General features: G+C 75.1%; 17 protein-coding genes. 9 read left to right on the top strand and 8 right to left on the bottom strand.

The features are described 5' to 3' along the window. Positions 1–24 precede the first annotated feature (24 nt). Genes ACL02O_RS12500 through ACL02O_RS12490 form a run of 3 tightly spaced genes read left to right on the top strand, consistent with a single transcriptional unit; the run spans position 25 to position 2,540 of the window. Positions 25–846: an FAD:protein FMN transferase gene (locus ACL02O_RS12500; RefSeq protein WP_412818193.1), complete on the top strand. Its 822-nt coding sequence runs from the start codon at positions 25–27 to the stop codon at positions 844–846. Between the two features lie 9 nt (positions 847–855). Further along, positions 856–1,752: an SDR family oxidoreductase gene (locus tag ACL02O_RS12495; protein WP_412818192.1), complete on the top strand. Its 897-nt coding sequence runs from the start codon at positions 856–858 to the stop codon at positions 1,750–1,752. Next, positions 1,749–2,540, top strand: a complete 792-nt coding sequence (locus tag ACL02O_RS12490; RefSeq protein WP_412818191.1) for an alpha/beta fold hydrolase — start codon at positions 1,749–1,751, stop codon at positions 2,538–2,540. Before ACL02O_RS12495 ends, ACL02O_RS12490 begins: the two co-directional genes overlap by 4 nt. A 6-nt stretch (positions 2,541–2,546) precedes the next feature. On the opposite strand, the gene ACL02O_RS12485 is transcribed toward ACL02O_RS12490, so the two are convergent. Further along, positions 2,547–2,780, bottom strand: a complete 234-nt coding sequence (locus ACL02O_RS12485; protein WP_412818190.1) for a hypothetical protein — start codon at positions 2,778–2,780, stop codon at positions 2,547–2,549. A 156-nt stretch (positions 2,781–2,936) separates the two neighbouring features. On the opposite strand from ACL02O_RS12485, the gene ACL02O_RS12480 reads away from it, so the two are divergent. Continuing rightward, positions 2,937–3,902, top strand: a complete 966-nt coding sequence (locus ACL02O_RS12480; RefSeq protein WP_412818189.1) for a serine/threonine-protein kinase — start codon at positions 2,937–2,939, stop codon at positions 3,900–3,902. Between the two features lie 78 nt (positions 3,903–3,980). After that, positions 3,981–4,409 (top strand): OsmC family protein, encoded by a 429-nt coding sequence (locus tag ACL02O_RS12475; protein ID WP_412818188.1) that lies wholly within the window; start codon positions 3,981–3,983, stop codon positions 4,407–4,409. Between the two features lie 4 nt (positions 4,410–4,413). Here the strand turns inward: ACL02O_RS12475 and ACL02O_RS12470 are convergent, their stop codons facing one another. After that, positions 4,414–5,364, bottom strand: coding sequence for an endonuclease/exonuclease/phosphatase family protein (locus ACL02O_RS12470; protein ID WP_412818187.1), 951 nt, complete (start codon positions 5,362–5,364; stop codon positions 4,414–4,416). A gap of 321 nt (positions 5,365–5,685) precedes the next feature. Between ACL02O_RS12470 and ACL02O_RS12465 the strand changes: the two genes are divergently transcribed. Then, the gene (locus ACL02O_RS12465; protein WP_412818186.1) at positions 5,686–6,519 is read left to right on the top strand and encodes a hypothetical protein; all 834 of its coding nucleotides are present in this window, start codon (positions 5,686–5,688) and stop codon (positions 6,517–6,519) included. An 8-nt stretch (positions 6,520–6,527) separates the two neighbouring features. Here ACL02O_RS12465 and ACL02O_RS12460 read toward each other — a convergent pair whose 3' ends face one another. From ACL02O_RS12460 to ACL02O_RS12440, 5 genes are all read right to left on the bottom strand, one after another. After that, on the bottom strand, positions 6,528–7,061 hold the full coding sequence (locus ACL02O_RS12460) for an ATP synthase subunit B family protein (RefSeq protein WP_412818185.1): 534 nt from the start codon (positions 7,059–7,061) through the stop codon (positions 6,528–6,530). A 170-nt stretch (positions 7,062–7,231) separates the two neighbouring features. Continuing rightward, a complete protein-coding gene (locus tag ACL02O_RS12455) occupies positions 7,232–7,678 on the bottom strand; it encodes a response regulator (RefSeq protein WP_412818184.1) in 447 nt (148 codons plus the stop codon). Positions 7,679–7,751: 73 nt separating this feature from the next. Then, positions 7,752–8,099 carry an STAS domain-containing protein gene (locus ACL02O_RS12450; protein WP_412818183.1) on the bottom strand — a complete coding sequence of 116 codons (348 nt, stop codon included), beginning with the start codon at positions 8,097–8,099 and terminating at the stop codon, positions 7,752–7,754. Between the two features lie 87 nt (positions 8,100–8,186). Then, positions 8,187–9,230 (bottom strand): cobalamin B12-binding domain-containing protein, encoded by a 1,044-nt coding sequence (locus ACL02O_RS12445; RefSeq protein ID WP_412818240.1) that lies wholly within the window; start codon positions 9,228–9,230, stop codon positions 8,187–8,189. 2 nt (positions 9,231–9,232) lie between these two features. Next, the gene (locus tag ACL02O_RS12440; RefSeq protein ID WP_412818182.1) at positions 9,233–10,996 is read right to left on the bottom strand and encodes a PP2C family protein-serine/threonine phosphatase; all 1,764 of its coding nucleotides are present in this window, start codon (positions 10,994–10,996) and stop codon (positions 9,233–9,235) included. A gap of 208 nt (positions 10,997–11,204) precedes the next feature. On the opposite strand from ACL02O_RS12440, the gene ACL02O_RS12435 reads away from it, so the two are divergent. Both ACL02O_RS12435 and ACL02O_RS12430 read left to right on the top strand, forming a co-directional pair. Continuing rightward, positions 11,205–11,612 (top strand): STAS domain-containing protein, encoded by a 408-nt coding sequence (locus tag ACL02O_RS12435; protein ID WP_412818181.1) that lies wholly within the window; start codon positions 11,205–11,207, stop codon positions 11,610–11,612. A gap of 45 nt (positions 11,613–11,657) precedes the next feature. Continuing rightward, positions 11,658–12,005, top strand: coding sequence for an STAS domain-containing protein (locus tag ACL02O_RS12430; RefSeq protein WP_412818180.1), 348 nt, complete (start codon positions 11,658–11,660; stop codon positions 12,003–12,005). Between the two features lie 71 nt (positions 12,006–12,076). On the opposite strand, the gene ACL02O_RS12425 is transcribed toward ACL02O_RS12430, so the two are convergent. Next, positions 12,077–12,391, bottom strand: a complete 315-nt coding sequence (locus tag ACL02O_RS12425) for a hypothetical protein (protein ID WP_412818179.1) — start codon at positions 12,389–12,391, stop codon at positions 12,077–12,079. A gap of 185 nt (positions 12,392–12,576) precedes the next feature. Here ACL02O_RS12425 and ACL02O_RS12420 point away from each other — a divergent pair, with 185 nt between their 5' ends. Further along, positions 12,577–13,548: a DUF2267 domain-containing protein gene (locus ACL02O_RS12420; RefSeq protein ID WP_412818178.1), complete on the top strand. Its 972-nt coding sequence runs from the start codon at positions 12,577–12,579 to the stop codon at positions 13,546–13,548. The last annotated feature ends 9 nt before the right edge of the window (positions 13,549–13,557 follow it).

Raw genomic sequence — 13,557 nt, 5'->3', positions numbered from 1 at the left:
AGCCGAGCCGGGCAGGCTGCCCGCATGGGCGTGGACGGGACCTTCGAGGTCCGCTGGTGGTGGCGGGACCGGCCGGTACGGGTGGCGGTGACCGACCGTACCGCGCTGCCCGCGGCCCGGCGCGCGGTGGCCCGCCGGTTGGCCGGGCTGCGCGCCGTCGACCTGGAGCTGGCCCGGGCGCACCGGGCCGCCGGCCGGCCGGTTCCGGCCGGCCCGCTGCTGCGTGAGCTGGTGTCGGTGGCGCTCGGGGCGGCCGAGGCGAGCGACGGCGCGGTGGACCCGACGGTCGGCGCGGCGCGGCTGCGCCGGGCGGCGGGCCCGGTGCCGAGCTGCGGCTCCCGCTGGGGTCGGGTGGACCGGGGGGCGGACTGGCGGGCGGTGTCGTTGCGCGGCGATCTGCTGGCGGTGCCGCCACCGCACTGGCTGGACCTGGGCGGGACGGCCACGGCGTACCTGGCGCAGCGCGGCGCCGAACAGGTCGCGGCCCGGCACCGCACCGGGGTGCTGGTGGCCGTCGGATCCCGGCTGGCGGTGGCCGGTCCGGCTCCGGCCGGCGGCTGGCGGGTGCCGCAGGGCCCGCCGACGCTGACCGAGGGCGCGCTGGTCACCGCCGACGCGCTGCGCCCGGACGGCGGCGGGGTACGCGACCCGCGTACCGGCGGGGCCCCCGCCTCGCCGTGGGCGGCGGTGACCGTCGCCGCGCCGGACGCGGCGCGGGCCGCGATGCTGGCGGTGGCGACCCTGGCACGCGGCGTGGACGGCCCGGAATGGCTGGCCGGGCAGGGCGTGCGGGCCTGGCACCGGACACGCCCGACGGCCCTTCCCCAGCCGGCTACCCGGTGGTAACTTGCCGGCATGTCCATCGACGGTCGTCCGCCCGGCCGACTGGCGGGCAAGGTGGTGCTGGTGACCGGGGCGGCCCGCGGCATCGGCGAGCACACCGCCCGGCTGGCCGCCGCGCGGGGCGCGAAGCTGGCCCTGGTGGGCCTGGAGGCCGACCGGCTGGCCGCACTCGCCGCCGAGTTGGGTCCCGGCCACGTCTGGTTCTCCGCCGACGTCACCGACCAGGCCGCCCTGGGCGCGGCGGTCGAGGGCACCGTCGCGGCGCTGGGCGGCATCGACGCGGTGGTGGCGAACGCCGGAGTGGCCAACCGGGGCACGATCGCCGTCGGTGACGTCGAGGCGCTGGTCCGCACGGTCGAGGTGAACCTGGTCGGGGTGATACGCACCGCGGCGGCGACCGTGCCGGCGCTCACCGCCCGCCGGGGCTACCTGCTGATCGTCTCGTCCGCCGCCGCGTTCGCGGCGCTGCCCGGGATGGCCGCCTACTGCGCGTCGAAGGCCGGCGTGGAGCACTTCGGCACCGCGATCCGGATGGAGCTGGCGCACCGCGGGGTGGCGGTCGGGACGGCCCATCCCTCCTGGGTGGACACCGACCTGGTCCGGGAGGCGCGGGCCGACCTGCCGGCGTTCGAGGCCGCCCTGGCCAGGCTGCCCTGGCCGATGCGACGCACCACCTCCGTGCAGGAGTGCGCCGCCGCGTTCGTCCGGGCGATCGAGCGCCGCCGGCGGAAGGTGTACGTGCCGCGCGCCGTCGGCGCCGTACAGGCGGTGCGGTCACTGCTGGTCAGCCCGGTCGCCGACCGGCTGATCGGGCGTACCGCACGGGCCATGGTGCCGCTGGTCGAGGAGCAGTCCCGGGCGCTGGGCCGCGGGTTCGGCGTGAGCACCCCGCCGGAGGTGCGACGGTGAGCGTGCCGGTCGAGGTGGTGTTCGAGCGACGCGGGTCCGGATCGCCGCTGGTGCTGCTGCACGGCATCGGCCACCACCGGGGTGCCTGGCTGCCGGTACTGGACCGGCTCGCCGAGGCACACGACGTGATCGCGGTGGACCTGCCCGGGTTCGGCCGCTCCCCGGTGCCGGCCACCGGCCTGCCCCGGGACATGCCCGGCCTGGTCGCCGCCATGGTCGAGTTCTTCGGCGCGCTCGGACTCGACCGCCCCCACGTGGCCGGCAACAGCCTCGGCGGCGCGATCGCCCTGGAGTTGGCCGCCGCCGGGGCGGTCGCCTCGGCCACCGCCCTGTCCCCCGCCGGGTTCTGCACGCCCCGGGAGCTGCGCTGGGCGCTGACCGTGCTGGCGCTGCACCGCTCCGCCGCCCGGCTGCCCGAGCCGGTGCTGCGGTCGCTGTTCGGCTCACCAGCGCTGCGTGCCCTCGCCCTGGGCATGATCCTGGCCCGGCCGGCCCGGATGGCCCTGGACGCGGCGCTGGCCGACGCCCGGGCGCTGCGGGAGGCCCGCGCGTTCCGCGCGGTGGCCCGCGCCGGCCGCGGCTACGCGTTCGCCGGCGCGCCCACCGTGCCGGTGACGGTCGCCTGGGGCACCCGGGACCGGATCCTGCCCCACCGGCAGGCCGCGCTGGCCCGGACCCGGCTGCCGACGGCCCGGCACCTCGACCTCACCGGCTGCGGGCACGTGCCGATGCACGACGATCCGGATCTGATCGTCTCGGTCATCCTCGACACCACCCGGGCCGGCTGAGCCGCTTCACTCGGTGGCACCGAACGGCTCGGTGCGGACGTAGCGCATGGTCCAGGTGCCGTAGCCGTCGCGGTGGCCGCGTTCATAGAGATGGTCGGACACGCCGCCAGCCGGACCCACCACCCCCTCGGGATGGCGCATGATCCACCGGTCCGGCGGCTCCCCGCCCGCCTCGGCCGGCAGGTCCCGGACCAGGTCATGGGCGGGACCGCCGACGAACCGTACGCGCACCAGAGCCACCGCGCACTCTCCGTTCCACGACCGGCACGGGACGTCACCACAAGCTACCCCGCACCATGACCTCCCGGCCGCGAAACCCCGGGCGGTTTGCCCTGCTCGCAGGCCGGGTACCGCGTCCCGGAGCACCGGGGGACGAACGAGGACGAGGAGTGGTCGATGAGGACGCTGGGCGGGCGGTACGAGCTCGGACAGCGCGTCGGCATCGGCGGCATGTCGGAGGTCTGGCGAGCCCACGACCTCGTGCTGGACCGGACCGTCGCGGTGAAGCTGATCTCCCCCGGGCAGGACGGAGAGGACACGTCGGTGGAGCGGATCCGGGCCGAGGCCCGTTCCGCGGCCCGGCTGGTGCACCCGAACGTGGCCAGCGTGCACGACTTCGGCACCTCCGTCGCGCCGGACGGCCGCGAGGTGCCGTACATCGTGATGGAGCTGGCCGAGGGGGAGACGCTCGCCGCGCACCTGCGCGACGGCGCGCTGGACTGGCGGATCGCGGTCCGGGTCTGTGCCGAGGTGAGTGCCGCGCTGGCCGCCGCGCACGCGCACGACATCGTGCACCGCGACGTGAAGCCGGCGAACGTGATCCTCACCCCGGCCGGGGTGAAGGTTCTCGACTTCGGTATCGCCACCCCGACCGGGGCACGCGACCACACGCCGGAAGGCATGGTGGTGGGCACCCCGGCGTACCTGGCGCCGGAGCAGCTGGACCGCCGGCCGGCCACCCCCGCCGCCGACATGTACGCCCTCGGCGTGCTGCTCTACTACTGCCTGACCGGCCGGCTCCCGTACGCGGCCAGCAGCGCCACCCAGCTGCTGGGCGCACGACGCCGCCAGCCGCCGGAGCCGCTGCCCGAGATCGAGGGGTTGCCGTCCGAGGTCGCCGACCTGTGCCGGCGCTGCCTCGCCGACGACCCGGCCGGCCGGCCGACCAGCCTGATGGCGGCGCTGCTGCTCGCCGAGGCGGTGGACGCGCGGGTGTACGTGCCGATGCTGGCCACCATGCCGAGGCAGCGCAGCGCGCCGGTGTCACCGTGGACCGACCGGGCGGCGGCCGAGGCGACGGAGGCGATGGCCGTCGACGCGTATCCGACCGGGTGGGCGAGCACCTCACCGCCGGCCCGCTGAGCCCGTCCGCCCTGCTGGGCTGCGGTTTCGCCGGGCGGGGGCCGGGTAGCCGGGCGGGTGAGTGACGGGAGGAACGCGATGCCGGATCCGAGTTCCTGGCTGGCCGAGACGGCCAGCGCGACCGCCGCGGGCGGTCACGTACGTACCGACGACGGCGGGTTTTCCACCGCCCTGGCGTCCCCCCTGGCGCCGCACTGCACCGGCCTGACGCCCGAGCAGCTGCTGGCTGCCGCCTTCGCCTCCTGCCTGCACCACGCGGCGGTGGAGGCGGCCGGTGAGATCACCGACGAGGCGCACACCGTGGAGGTGACCGCGGAGGCGAAGCTGGGGCGCGACGACGACGGGCGGTACCGGGCCGACGTGCACGCCGAGATCTCCTCCGCGGGGCTCACCCGGGAGCAGTTGGCCAACCTGGTCGCGTACGCCGACCGGCTCTGGCCCTTCTCCAGCGACGACAACAGTCGGCACCGGCTGACCGTCACGCCGGCGGAGAACGGACGGCACTGAGCGCTCACCAGCGGAAGCCGGCCGTCACCGCCCGGTGGTCGCTGTCCGGGGTGTGCAGGACCCCCGCCGCGGTCGGGGTGAGCCCCCGGTAGAGGACGTGGTCCGGGCGGGTCACCGGGAGTTCCGCCGGCCAGGTGAAGCCGAAGCCCTGCCCGGCGTCGGCCTGCGCGTCGTGCAGCAGCCGGGTGAGCGGCACGAAGACCCGGTCGGTGCTGGCGGTGTTCAGGTCACCCAGCACCACCAGCCGGGATGCCGGGTCGGCCCGCACGGTGGCCGCGAGGGCGGCCAGGGTCTCGTCGCGGGTGGCGGTGTGCCCGGCCCGGGCGGAGCCCAGGTGGACCACGTACACCACCAGGTCACCGCCGGGGGCCGCGACCACCGCCCGCAGCGCCCGGTCCCAGCCGAGCCCGGTGTCCACGCCGTGCGAGTCCCGGATCGGCCACCGGCTCCACAGCGCCACCGTCGACGCCGCGGCCCGGTGCGGGTAACGGCGGTCCAGCGCCGTTCCGACCCGGTCGCCGTCGTCGACCTCCTGGAGCCCGATCAGGTCCGCGCCCGCCTCTGCGACCGCGCCGACGGTGGCGGCCGGGTCCGGGTTGCCGGAGCGGAGGTTCTGGCTGGCCACCCGGACCGAGGCGGGGCCGGCGCCGGCCGCCGGCGGCAGCCAGGCGCCGCCGAAGAGCGCCACCCACACCACCGTGGGCAGCGCCACCGCGAGCAGGGCCCGCCGGGAGCGGCGCAGCGCCGCCGCGAGCAGCAGCGGGGGTACGCCGAGGCCGAGCAGCGGGGTGGCGCTGTCGACCAGGCTGCCCAGGCCGTGCACGTTGGGCACCGCCCGGTGACCGACGAGGAGCACGGCGAGCAGGAGGGCGAGGGTGGCGATCAGCAGTCCCCGCCGGTCCCGGCGGCCGGCCGGGTCGCCGGCGGCCCGTTCGTCGACCATCTGCCCCGTCACCGTCCGCATCGTATCGAGCCCGCCCGCCCCGGGCGGCCATGATCCCGCACCTCCGGCCCCGGCACCTCCGGCCCCCACCCGCATCCCCAGGTGGCGGGGGTACACATGGGCCGAACGGAGGAGGCCCGACCGAAGCACCGCAATGATGATCATCCGACCGGTTCAGTCTGCTGTTTCCCTTATTCCCGACAAATGCGAAAGGGAACGATCGCCACTTTCATGATTCACCGAGCGTAATGCCGGGGCGGATCATGGCAAATTGTGGCGCATGCCACCAACCACCCCGATGGCAAGCGTCGCGATGCTTTCTAGCCTCGGCGGGTGCATCCCGAGGACTCCCCCGAGCAGCAGCCGGCCGAGAAGCGCCCCGCTCGCCGTACGATCGACCCCGCATCAGCCGAAAGGAGGATCGGCCGGCACCGGGCCGCCTCGCCGCCCCGCCGCCGGGTGCTCGCGTCCACCCCGGGCCGGATCGTGGTCGCCACCGGCGTGACCTGCTGCCTCGGGCTCATCGGCGTCGTCGCCGCGGAGGGGACCGGCGGGCACCACGAACCCGTCCGCGAGATGATGGCCGACCGGGCCGCCGCAGCCGCCGCCGACCGCGCCTCCCGGGACTACGAGCGCACCGCGCCCCCCGTCGCCGTGCCGGTCACCCCGATCCCGGCCGCCACCCCGAGCCCCAAGAAGACGGCGGCGAAGAAGCCGGCCCGGCCGAAGCACCCGCGCCCGGTCGCCGGCCTGGACCAGCGCCAGATGGACAACGCCAAGGTGATCGTCGACGTCGGACGGGCCATGAAGATGCCGCGCCGGGCGCTCGTCGTGGCCGTCGCCACCGCCATGCAGGAGAGCAACCTCTACAACCTGGCCAGCGACGTGCTGCCGGAGTCCTACAACTACCCCCACCAGGGCAGCGGCTCCGACCACGACTCGCTAGGACTGTTCCAGCAACGGCCCAGCAGCGGTTGGGGCACCGTCGCCCAGATCATGAATCCGGCGTACGCGGCCCGGGCGTTCCTCAAGGCGCTGAACGAGGTGCCCGGCTGGGCGGGCCTGAGCCTCACCGCGGCCGCCCAGGCCGTGCAGGTCTCCGCCTACCCGGACGCGTACGCGCAGCACGAGGACCGGGCGACGACGGTGGTCGCCGCGCTGGTCTGAACCGCGACTCAGGCGGCGCTTCGCTCGGCGCTCTCCGTTCCGGAGTCGCCGCCCGCACCCGCCCCGACCCGGCTGGCCGGCAGGCCGGCGGCGGCCGTCGGGGTGTCCACCGGCACCGTGTCGCCACGCCCGGCGAGGATCTCCTCCACCCGGGCCTCGCGCCGCCGGCGGGCCAGCAGCGCCGCCTCGAAGTCACGGCGGGCCCGAACCGCCTCGGCGTACGCCTGCTCGCGCACCTGGCGGGCCTCCTCCCGGGCGGCCTCCAACTCGCTGCGGGCCTGAGCCAGCAACTCGGCCGCCTCCCGCTCCACGGCGGTCGCGCCAGCCCGTACGGCGGCAAGGTCACCCTCGGCCGGCGCGGTTCGGCGACGCAGGAAGTCGCAGAGGTGGGTCGCCTCCTGCCGGATCTGGTCGAACTCGCGGCCGGCACCGGCGGCGCTCTCCGCACGCGCCGCCAGCCGAACCAACCGGATGCCCAGCTCATCCAGGCAGGAATCCACCTGCCGCTGGTCGTAACCGGTCTCAACGACGGAGAACCTCATACTGTCGCCCCCCAGGCAGCTGGTGTTGCTTCCCCACCTGTCGATCCTGGGGGGTGCCGGCCGCGACCGCGGCGGTTCCCAAAAAATGTTCAGCATCCGCGCGCACGGACGCCCCGACGTCCGCCGGGCGCACCGGTCGTCGCGCCGCGACCGCGGCCGGTCGGGTCGGCTCAGGGGTGCTTGGGAAGCACCACCACCCGGCCGAAGAACTCGTCGATGCGGCGCACCACGTCGTTGAAGTCGTCCAGGTCGATCGGCTTCGTCACGTACGCGTTGGCCTGCAGCGTGTAGCTGCCGACGATGTCGGTGTCGGCGTTGGAGGTGGTCAGCACGACGATCGGGATGGTCCGCAGGTCCTCGTCCTGCTTGACCTCGCCGAGCACCTGACGCCCGTCCATCCGCGGCATGTTCAGGTCGAGCAGGATGACGTCGGGACGCTTGGCCTCGGTGTGCCGGCCCTCCCGACGGAGGAACTCCATCGCCTCCTGGCCGTCGTTGACCACGTCGATGACCTTCTCGACATCCGAGTCCTCCAGAGCCTCCTCGATCATGAGGACGTCACCCGGGTCGTCGTCCACCACGAGGATGCGAACGGGGTTCGGCACGCGTGGGCCCATGGGACACCTGCTTCTGGTCGGGAGGAGCGGGAGGGATCGGAGCGATCAGCCGCTGGCGGGGAAATCTAGCCGATCAGAGGGCGGACGGCGAGGCGGGGTCCGGCGTGCCGGCGTCATACCGGAGGACGTCGGCGAGGCCGGTGACCTGGAGCACCCGGGCCACCCGGCCGGTCGCTCCGGTGACCCGCAGCCAGCCGCCGTCGGCGGAGACCTCGTTGTCGCCACGGACGAAGGCCGCGATGCCGGTCGAGTCGCAGAAGGTCAGGTCGGTGAGGTCGACCAGGAACCGCCGGCACCCCTCCGCCGCCAGCCGGTCGATGGCGTCATTGAGCTGCGGAGCGGTGCTCATGTCGAGCTCGCCGGCGAGTCGGAGGCAGGCGATGCCCCCGTCCCGCTGGGCGTGTGTGACGGTGAACGTCACCGTGGCCCCTCTCGCTCTGCGCCGCAAGCGGACGCTTGCAGTGCAGCAAGTATACGCGGGCTCCCGCTCCCCGCCCGACCGGAGCACTCAGCGGTTCGGCGTGCCCGACCCGCCAGCGAGCAGCGCCCCGGCCCGGTCGAGGAACCGCGCCGCCCGAGGGAAGTCCCGGAGCTGCTGTCCATAGTGGTCGAGGGTGAGCCCGACCGCGCTCGCCGGCACGTTGCGGCTGGTCAGGATGTCCACCAGCCAGTCGACGAACTCCGTGAACAGCGTCTCGTCGTCGACGTAGAGCGCGGCGGCCAGGAAGTCGACGATGTAGCCGAGGTCGCTGATGGTCGAGTCGAGCTGCGCCGGGGTGTAGTCGCGCACCGACGGCACCCGCTCACGCAGATCGGCCAGCGCCCTGTCGATCAGTTCACCCCGCCGCTTGACCAGGCTGGCGTACTCGTCGTCGGCGAGGTGGTCCAGCCGGGCCGGCGGGGCCGCCCGCAGCACCCGCTCGTCGGCGAGGAGGTCCGCCGCGTCCGGCGCGTCCGGCGCCCACGGCACCCCGAGCACCCCGGCCCACCGGCCGTCGGCGCCGAAGCCGCGCCCGCCGACCACCACCGGCACGTCGGAGCGGCGGCACGCCTCGATCATCCGGTGCGCGTACGGCAGCCGCAGCGGCAGCGCGCAGGCCAGGGCGACCGCGTGCGCGTCGTACCGGTGCAGGTACGACACCAGGTGGGCGGCGGGGACGCTGGCCCCGAGGAAAGTCACCTGCCAGCCGCGCAGCCGCAGCACCTCGGCCACCAGGCGGGCCGGCAACGCGTGCCACTCTCCGTCCATGCACGCCACCACGATCCGGCCCCGGGTGGGGCGCGGATCGACGTACGCCGCGATCGCCGCCACCACCCGCTCGCTGATGTGGGTCGCGGCGTGCTCCTGCGCCACGCTCCACTCGTTGCGCGCCCACCGCTCCCCCACCTCGGCCTGCGCCGGGGCGACCAGGTCGAGCAGCACCCGCTCGGCCGGCACGCCGGCCTCCAGCAGCCCGGTGGCCACCTCGACGGCGGCGTACTCGTCGGCCTCCTCCAGGCACTCCAGGTAGCCCGGGTAGGCGGCGGCCGGATCGGCCGCCATGGTTGTCATGGTCACGCGCGGGTTCCTATCGATTCCTGGTCGGCTCGGGCCGGGCCCGGCACCGCGTGCAGATGACGAACCGACCGCTGGCGGACACCGGTCGCCCGCAGGGCGAGCACGGCGATGTCGTCGTGGTCGCCGTGCGCCAGCCAGTCACAGGTCACCTGCTCGACCCGCTCGGCCAACGCCGGGGCCGGCATCCGGTGGCAGCCGTCGACCGCGTTCAGCAGCCGCTCGGCGCCGAACTGCTCGTCGCCGCGCCGGCCGCCCCGGGCCTCGGTCACCCCGTCGCTGTAGAGCAGGCAGGTCTCGCCGGGCTCCAACCTCACGGTGATCTCGCCGATCCGGGGATCCGGTACGACACCGATCAGCATGCCGCGCAGCGGCACGACCTCGATCTCACCGGATCCGCGCAGCACCAGCGGCGGGAGGTGGCCGCCACCGGCCATGGTCAGGGTGAGGCTGCCGTCGCCGTGCGAGCGCGCCACCCCGAGCACCATGGTGGCGAAGCGCCCCTGGCCGTGCGCCTGGGTGGTCTCCAGCAGGGCGTCGTTGAGCAGCTTCAACAGCCGCCCGGGCTGCGACTCGACCCGGTGCAGCGCCTGCAGGCACTGGCGCAGCTGGCCGGTGAAGACGGCCGCCTCCACGCCCTTGCCGGACACGTCGCCGAGGAAGAACACCGAGCCACCGTCGGCGAGCCGGTGCGACCCGTAGAAGTCGCCGCCGATGCGCAGCCCGGCCTGCGCCGGCCGGTACGCGGTGCCCCACTGCAGGCCGGTGGCCGCCGCCGGCTCGACCGGCAGCAGGCTGGCCTGGAGGGTGTCGGCGACCTCCGCCTGATCGCGGTAGAGCACCGCGGTGGTCAGCGCCGCACCGGCCCGCGCCGCGAAGGCCCGGACCAGGTCGAGGTCCGCCTCGTCGTACCAGCGGGAGGAGCGACGGGCAACCAGCAGCACGCCAGCCGGGGCGTCCCGGCCGGGCAGCGGCACCACCCGGGCGGTCGCCCCGGCGGCCGCCAGGCCGGGCAGCCAGCCGGCCTCGACGGCCTGCTCGACCAGCCAGTCGAGGGCGTGCGGCTCGGCGCCGGCCAGCCCTTCGTCGATCGCGGTGGGCAGGGCCGTGGCGGCGAGCACGCCACTGTCCACGGCGGGCGCCTCGTCGTCGGCGCGGGCGGCCCGCCACCAACGGGCCCGTCCGGAGCGGGGGGCCAGCACCAGCACGGCGACGTCGGCCAGGGTGGGTACGGCGAGCCTGACCGCCGCGGCGGCGGCCCGGTCGGGGTGCAGCGGGTTGCCGAGCTTCTCGCCGACCACGGCCAGGAAGGCGGAACGGGCCCGCTCGGCGAGCAGCGCGTCGGCCCGGCTGACGCTCTCGGTGACGTCCTCGACGTACCAGCAGCGGCGGGCCGCCGACAGCGGCACCTGTCGCACCCGTAACCGTCGGTTGTGATGGGTGAACTCGGCGGGTCCCTCGCGGAGCAGGCCGTGGACGCCGGCGGCGGCCAGCACCTCGCCGGGCACCACCTCGGGGACCAGCCGCTCCGCCACCGGGCTGAGGTGCCGCACCACCCCGTCCGCGGCGCAGACGATCAAGCCCTCGCGGAAGTGCTCGACCACCTCCGACCAGTCGGGAGTGGCGAGGCCGCGGTCGGGCGCCAGGGGCGGCAGGGCGGACACTGCCGGGGCGCCGGCGGCCCACGCCGGAGCCCGTGCGGCACTCGGCGTGGAGATCCGTCCGTCGCCCGGGTCAGAATCCCTGACGTCGGCAGCAGTCACCAGCTAAGCCCCACTCCTTGTCGATACCCTCGGCCCACCGGAAACCGGCGCGTGTGGTCAAATCTCTCCACACCACCCTACGCCGGTGTACCGGGACCGCCACTCCACCGCCTGCGCCCCCTGCCGGCGGCGGTACCGAGCGGGCCGGTTCGGGGGTTGTTACGATCCGGACGACCCTGCCCGACCGGCAGCCCTGCGGAAAGGCGTGATGGTGGTACTCCAACGGAGAAAGCCCGAGGCGAATCCGCTGAGCATCTCCGTGGACCGCTCCAACCCCGCGACCCCGGTCATCCGGGTCGACGGTGACCTGGCCTTCGCCACGGCCGCGCCGCTGCGTACGGAAGTGGACCGGCTGCTCGCCGCGAGCCCCGGGACGCTCGTGCTGGACTTCGCCGACCTGCTCTTCATCGACAGCACCGGCCTGTCGGTGATCGTGCACGCCTGGCGGGAGGGGCAGCAGGGCGGCACCGCGATCGAGCTGCGGGACACTCCGCGCTTTCTCGACACGATCCTGGACATGACCGGCGTCACCGGTCTGCTGGCCCGCCCGCACCTCAACGGCCGTGCCGAGCGACCCGCGCCGGGCGCCGCCGCGAGCGGCTCCGCGTCTGCCTGACCACCCCGGGGTTTCCCGATCAGCCACGGCTGGGAACATGTACCCATGCCCTCGCAGCTGTTGACCATCGAGGTGGACCGCTTCGACGCCGGGCGGGCCCGGCTTCGGCTGACCGGCGAACTGGATTTCGACACCGCGCCCGACCTCATCGTCGCGGCGGCCGAGCTGCGCCGCGACGGCTACCAGGAGCTGCTGCTCGACTTCGGCGGAGTGGGCCTCTGCGACTCCTCCGGGCTGAGCGCGCTGGTGGTGATCCACCGTGCGGGCACCGGCGCGATCGAGCTGACCGGCATGAACCCGCAGGTCCGGCAGCTGCTCGACCGAACCGGACTGGGCGAGTTGCTGACCGCGCCGCCGCAGGCCGCGACCGGCGACAGCCGCGAGGTCGGCTGACCCGTTCCCGGGTCCGGGCAGGGGGTGGCCCCCGACCCTGGGACCAGGGGCCGGGGGCCGGGGAGGATGGCTCAGGCGGCGGGCACCGGTTGCAGCCGCGGTCCGAAGTCCCGCAGCTCCCCCACCGTTGGTGGTTCCGCGTCCTCCGGCGCGCCGGAGTCGGGCGTCTGGAAGAGGTAACGGACGAACTGCCCACCCGCCTCGTTGTCGTCCGCTCCGGGCCACTGCCCCACACAGTCGACGCCGACCACCTCGCGGCCGGTGCCGTCGCCCTCCTCCACCAGCGCCCACAGGGTCACCGGGTAGCAGCGGGTGGTCTCGGGGTCGACCTGCCACCGCGCGTACCAGCCGGGACGGGCGGGAACGATCTCGACGATCCTCTTCATGACGACCTTCCTTCCGCGTACGCCGGAAGTCTCCCGGTCCACCTCGATGGTGGTGCTCCGGCGGGTGATCGCCCCTCACCCGCAACGAATGAAGCTCGCCGGCCGACGACGGCGCCGTTTCCTTCCCAGGAGCGCCGGGAAGGCGACCGGAGCAAGGCGCAACCGACGAGGAACGAGGTGCGACGATGCGCAAGCAGATGGAGGGCGACAACCAGCGCCGCCGGGCCCTGGCCCGCGCGGCCCGCGAGCGCGGCCGGCGGCCGAGCGACACCGGCGCCAGCCTGAGCGCGTCCAAGCAGGTCACCTCGCTGGACCAGCGCGAACGGTCCGGCCCGCCGCCGGCCGGCCGGCACAAGCCGGGCACCACGCGCGGCGGCCCCGCGCCGCCCCCGGCAGGCATCCCGGAGCGGCCGCGGCCGCGGCCGGACGAGAGCCCCGGGCGGGTGACCACGCTGGGCTACCGCGATCTCGTCGACGACGTCAGCCGACGGGCCGGGGTCGACTTCTCCGCCGCCAAGGTGGCAGCGGAGGCGACCGTGCTGGCGCTGGCCTGGGCGCTCGACGAGGCCGAACGCGAGCGGCTGCTCGAGGCGGTGCCGGTGAAGCTGCACGACGTGGTGCCGGTGGACGGCATCGAGCGGCGCCGGGACCTGCCCGGCTTCCTGGCCGAGGTGGGCCGGCGCAGTCGCCTCACCCCTGAGCAGGCGCGGTACCAGGCCGAGGCGACCCTCGCCGCGCTGGCCGACGCCGACGGTGACCTGGTGGAGTCGCTGCGCGTGCCGGACGGATTGCGGGACCTGCTCGCGCCGCCGGAGCCCGGCGGCGGCCTGGTGGGCCCGATGTCCTCCACCGCGCCGTTGACCGAGCAGGAGCTGCGTGACGCGCTCGCCCGGCTGCCGTACTGGTCCAGCGACCGGCAGTCACTGGTGCGCACCATCGAGCTGCCCACCGGGAACCTGGACCGGGTGCTCGACCTGCTCGACCAGCTCCGGATCGACACCGGACGCGGCCCGCAGATCGGCCGCCCGGACCCGGACAGCGCCCTGCTGACCGTCCGGACCCGGCAGGTCGACGGGGTCACGGCGCTGGACGTGGACCTGGCCCACCGGATCGACGACGCGATCGACGAGGCCGGCGCCGGGATGGCCGCCGGCTGAGCCGCGCCC

It is taken from the genome of Micromonospora mangrovicola (genome assembly GCF_047200535.1).
In the GTDB taxonomy this organism is placed as follows: domain Bacteria; phylum Actinomycetota; class Actinomycetes; order Mycobacteriales; family Micromonosporaceae; genus Micromonospora.
The sequence above is the reverse complement of the archived record's forward strand: the minus strand, read 5'-3'. Positions and strand labels throughout refer to the sequence as shown.

Coding starts and splice junctions, on each gene's coding strand:
- ACL02O_RS12445 (WP_412818240.1), bottom strand. CDS start 9,230: ATGACAACCATGGCGGCCGATCCGGCCGCCGCCTACCCGGGCTACCTG.
- ACL02O_RS12480 (WP_412818189.1), top strand. CDS start 2,937: ATGAGGACGCTGGGCGGGCGGTACGAGCTCGGACAGCGCGTCGGCATC.
- ACL02O_RS12435 (WP_412818181.1), top strand. CDS start 11,205: ATGGTGGTACTCCAACGGAGAAAGCCCGAGGCGAATCCGCTGAGCATC.
- ACL02O_RS12420 (WP_412818178.1), top strand. CDS start 12,577: ATGCGCAAGCAGATGGAGGGCGACAACCAGCGCCGCCGGGCCCTGGCC.
- ACL02O_RS12495 (WP_412818192.1), top strand. CDS start 856: ATGTCCATCGACGGTCGTCCGCCCGGCCGACTGGCGGGCAAGGTGGTG.
- ACL02O_RS12425 (WP_412818179.1), bottom strand. CDS start 12,391: ATGAAGAGGATCGTCGAGATCGTTCCCGCCCGTCCCGGCTGGTACGCG.
- ACL02O_RS12455 (WP_412818184.1), bottom strand. CDS start 7,678: ATGGGCCCACGCGTGCCGAACCCCGTTCGCATCCTCGTGGTGGACGAC.
- ACL02O_RS12500 (WP_412818193.1), top strand. CDS start 25: ATGGGCGTGGACGGGACCTTCGAGGTCCGCTGGTGGTGGCGGGACCGG.
- ACL02O_RS12460 (WP_412818185.1), bottom strand. CDS start 7,061: ATGAGGTTCTCCGTCGTTGAGACCGGTTACGACCAGCGGCAGGTGGAT.
- ACL02O_RS12430 (WP_412818180.1), top strand. CDS start 11,658: ATGCCCTCGCAGCTGTTGACCATCGAGGTGGACCGCTTCGACGCCGGG.
- ACL02O_RS12475 (WP_412818188.1), top strand. CDS start 3,981: ATGCCGGATCCGAGTTCCTGGCTGGCCGAGACGGCCAGCGCGACCGCC.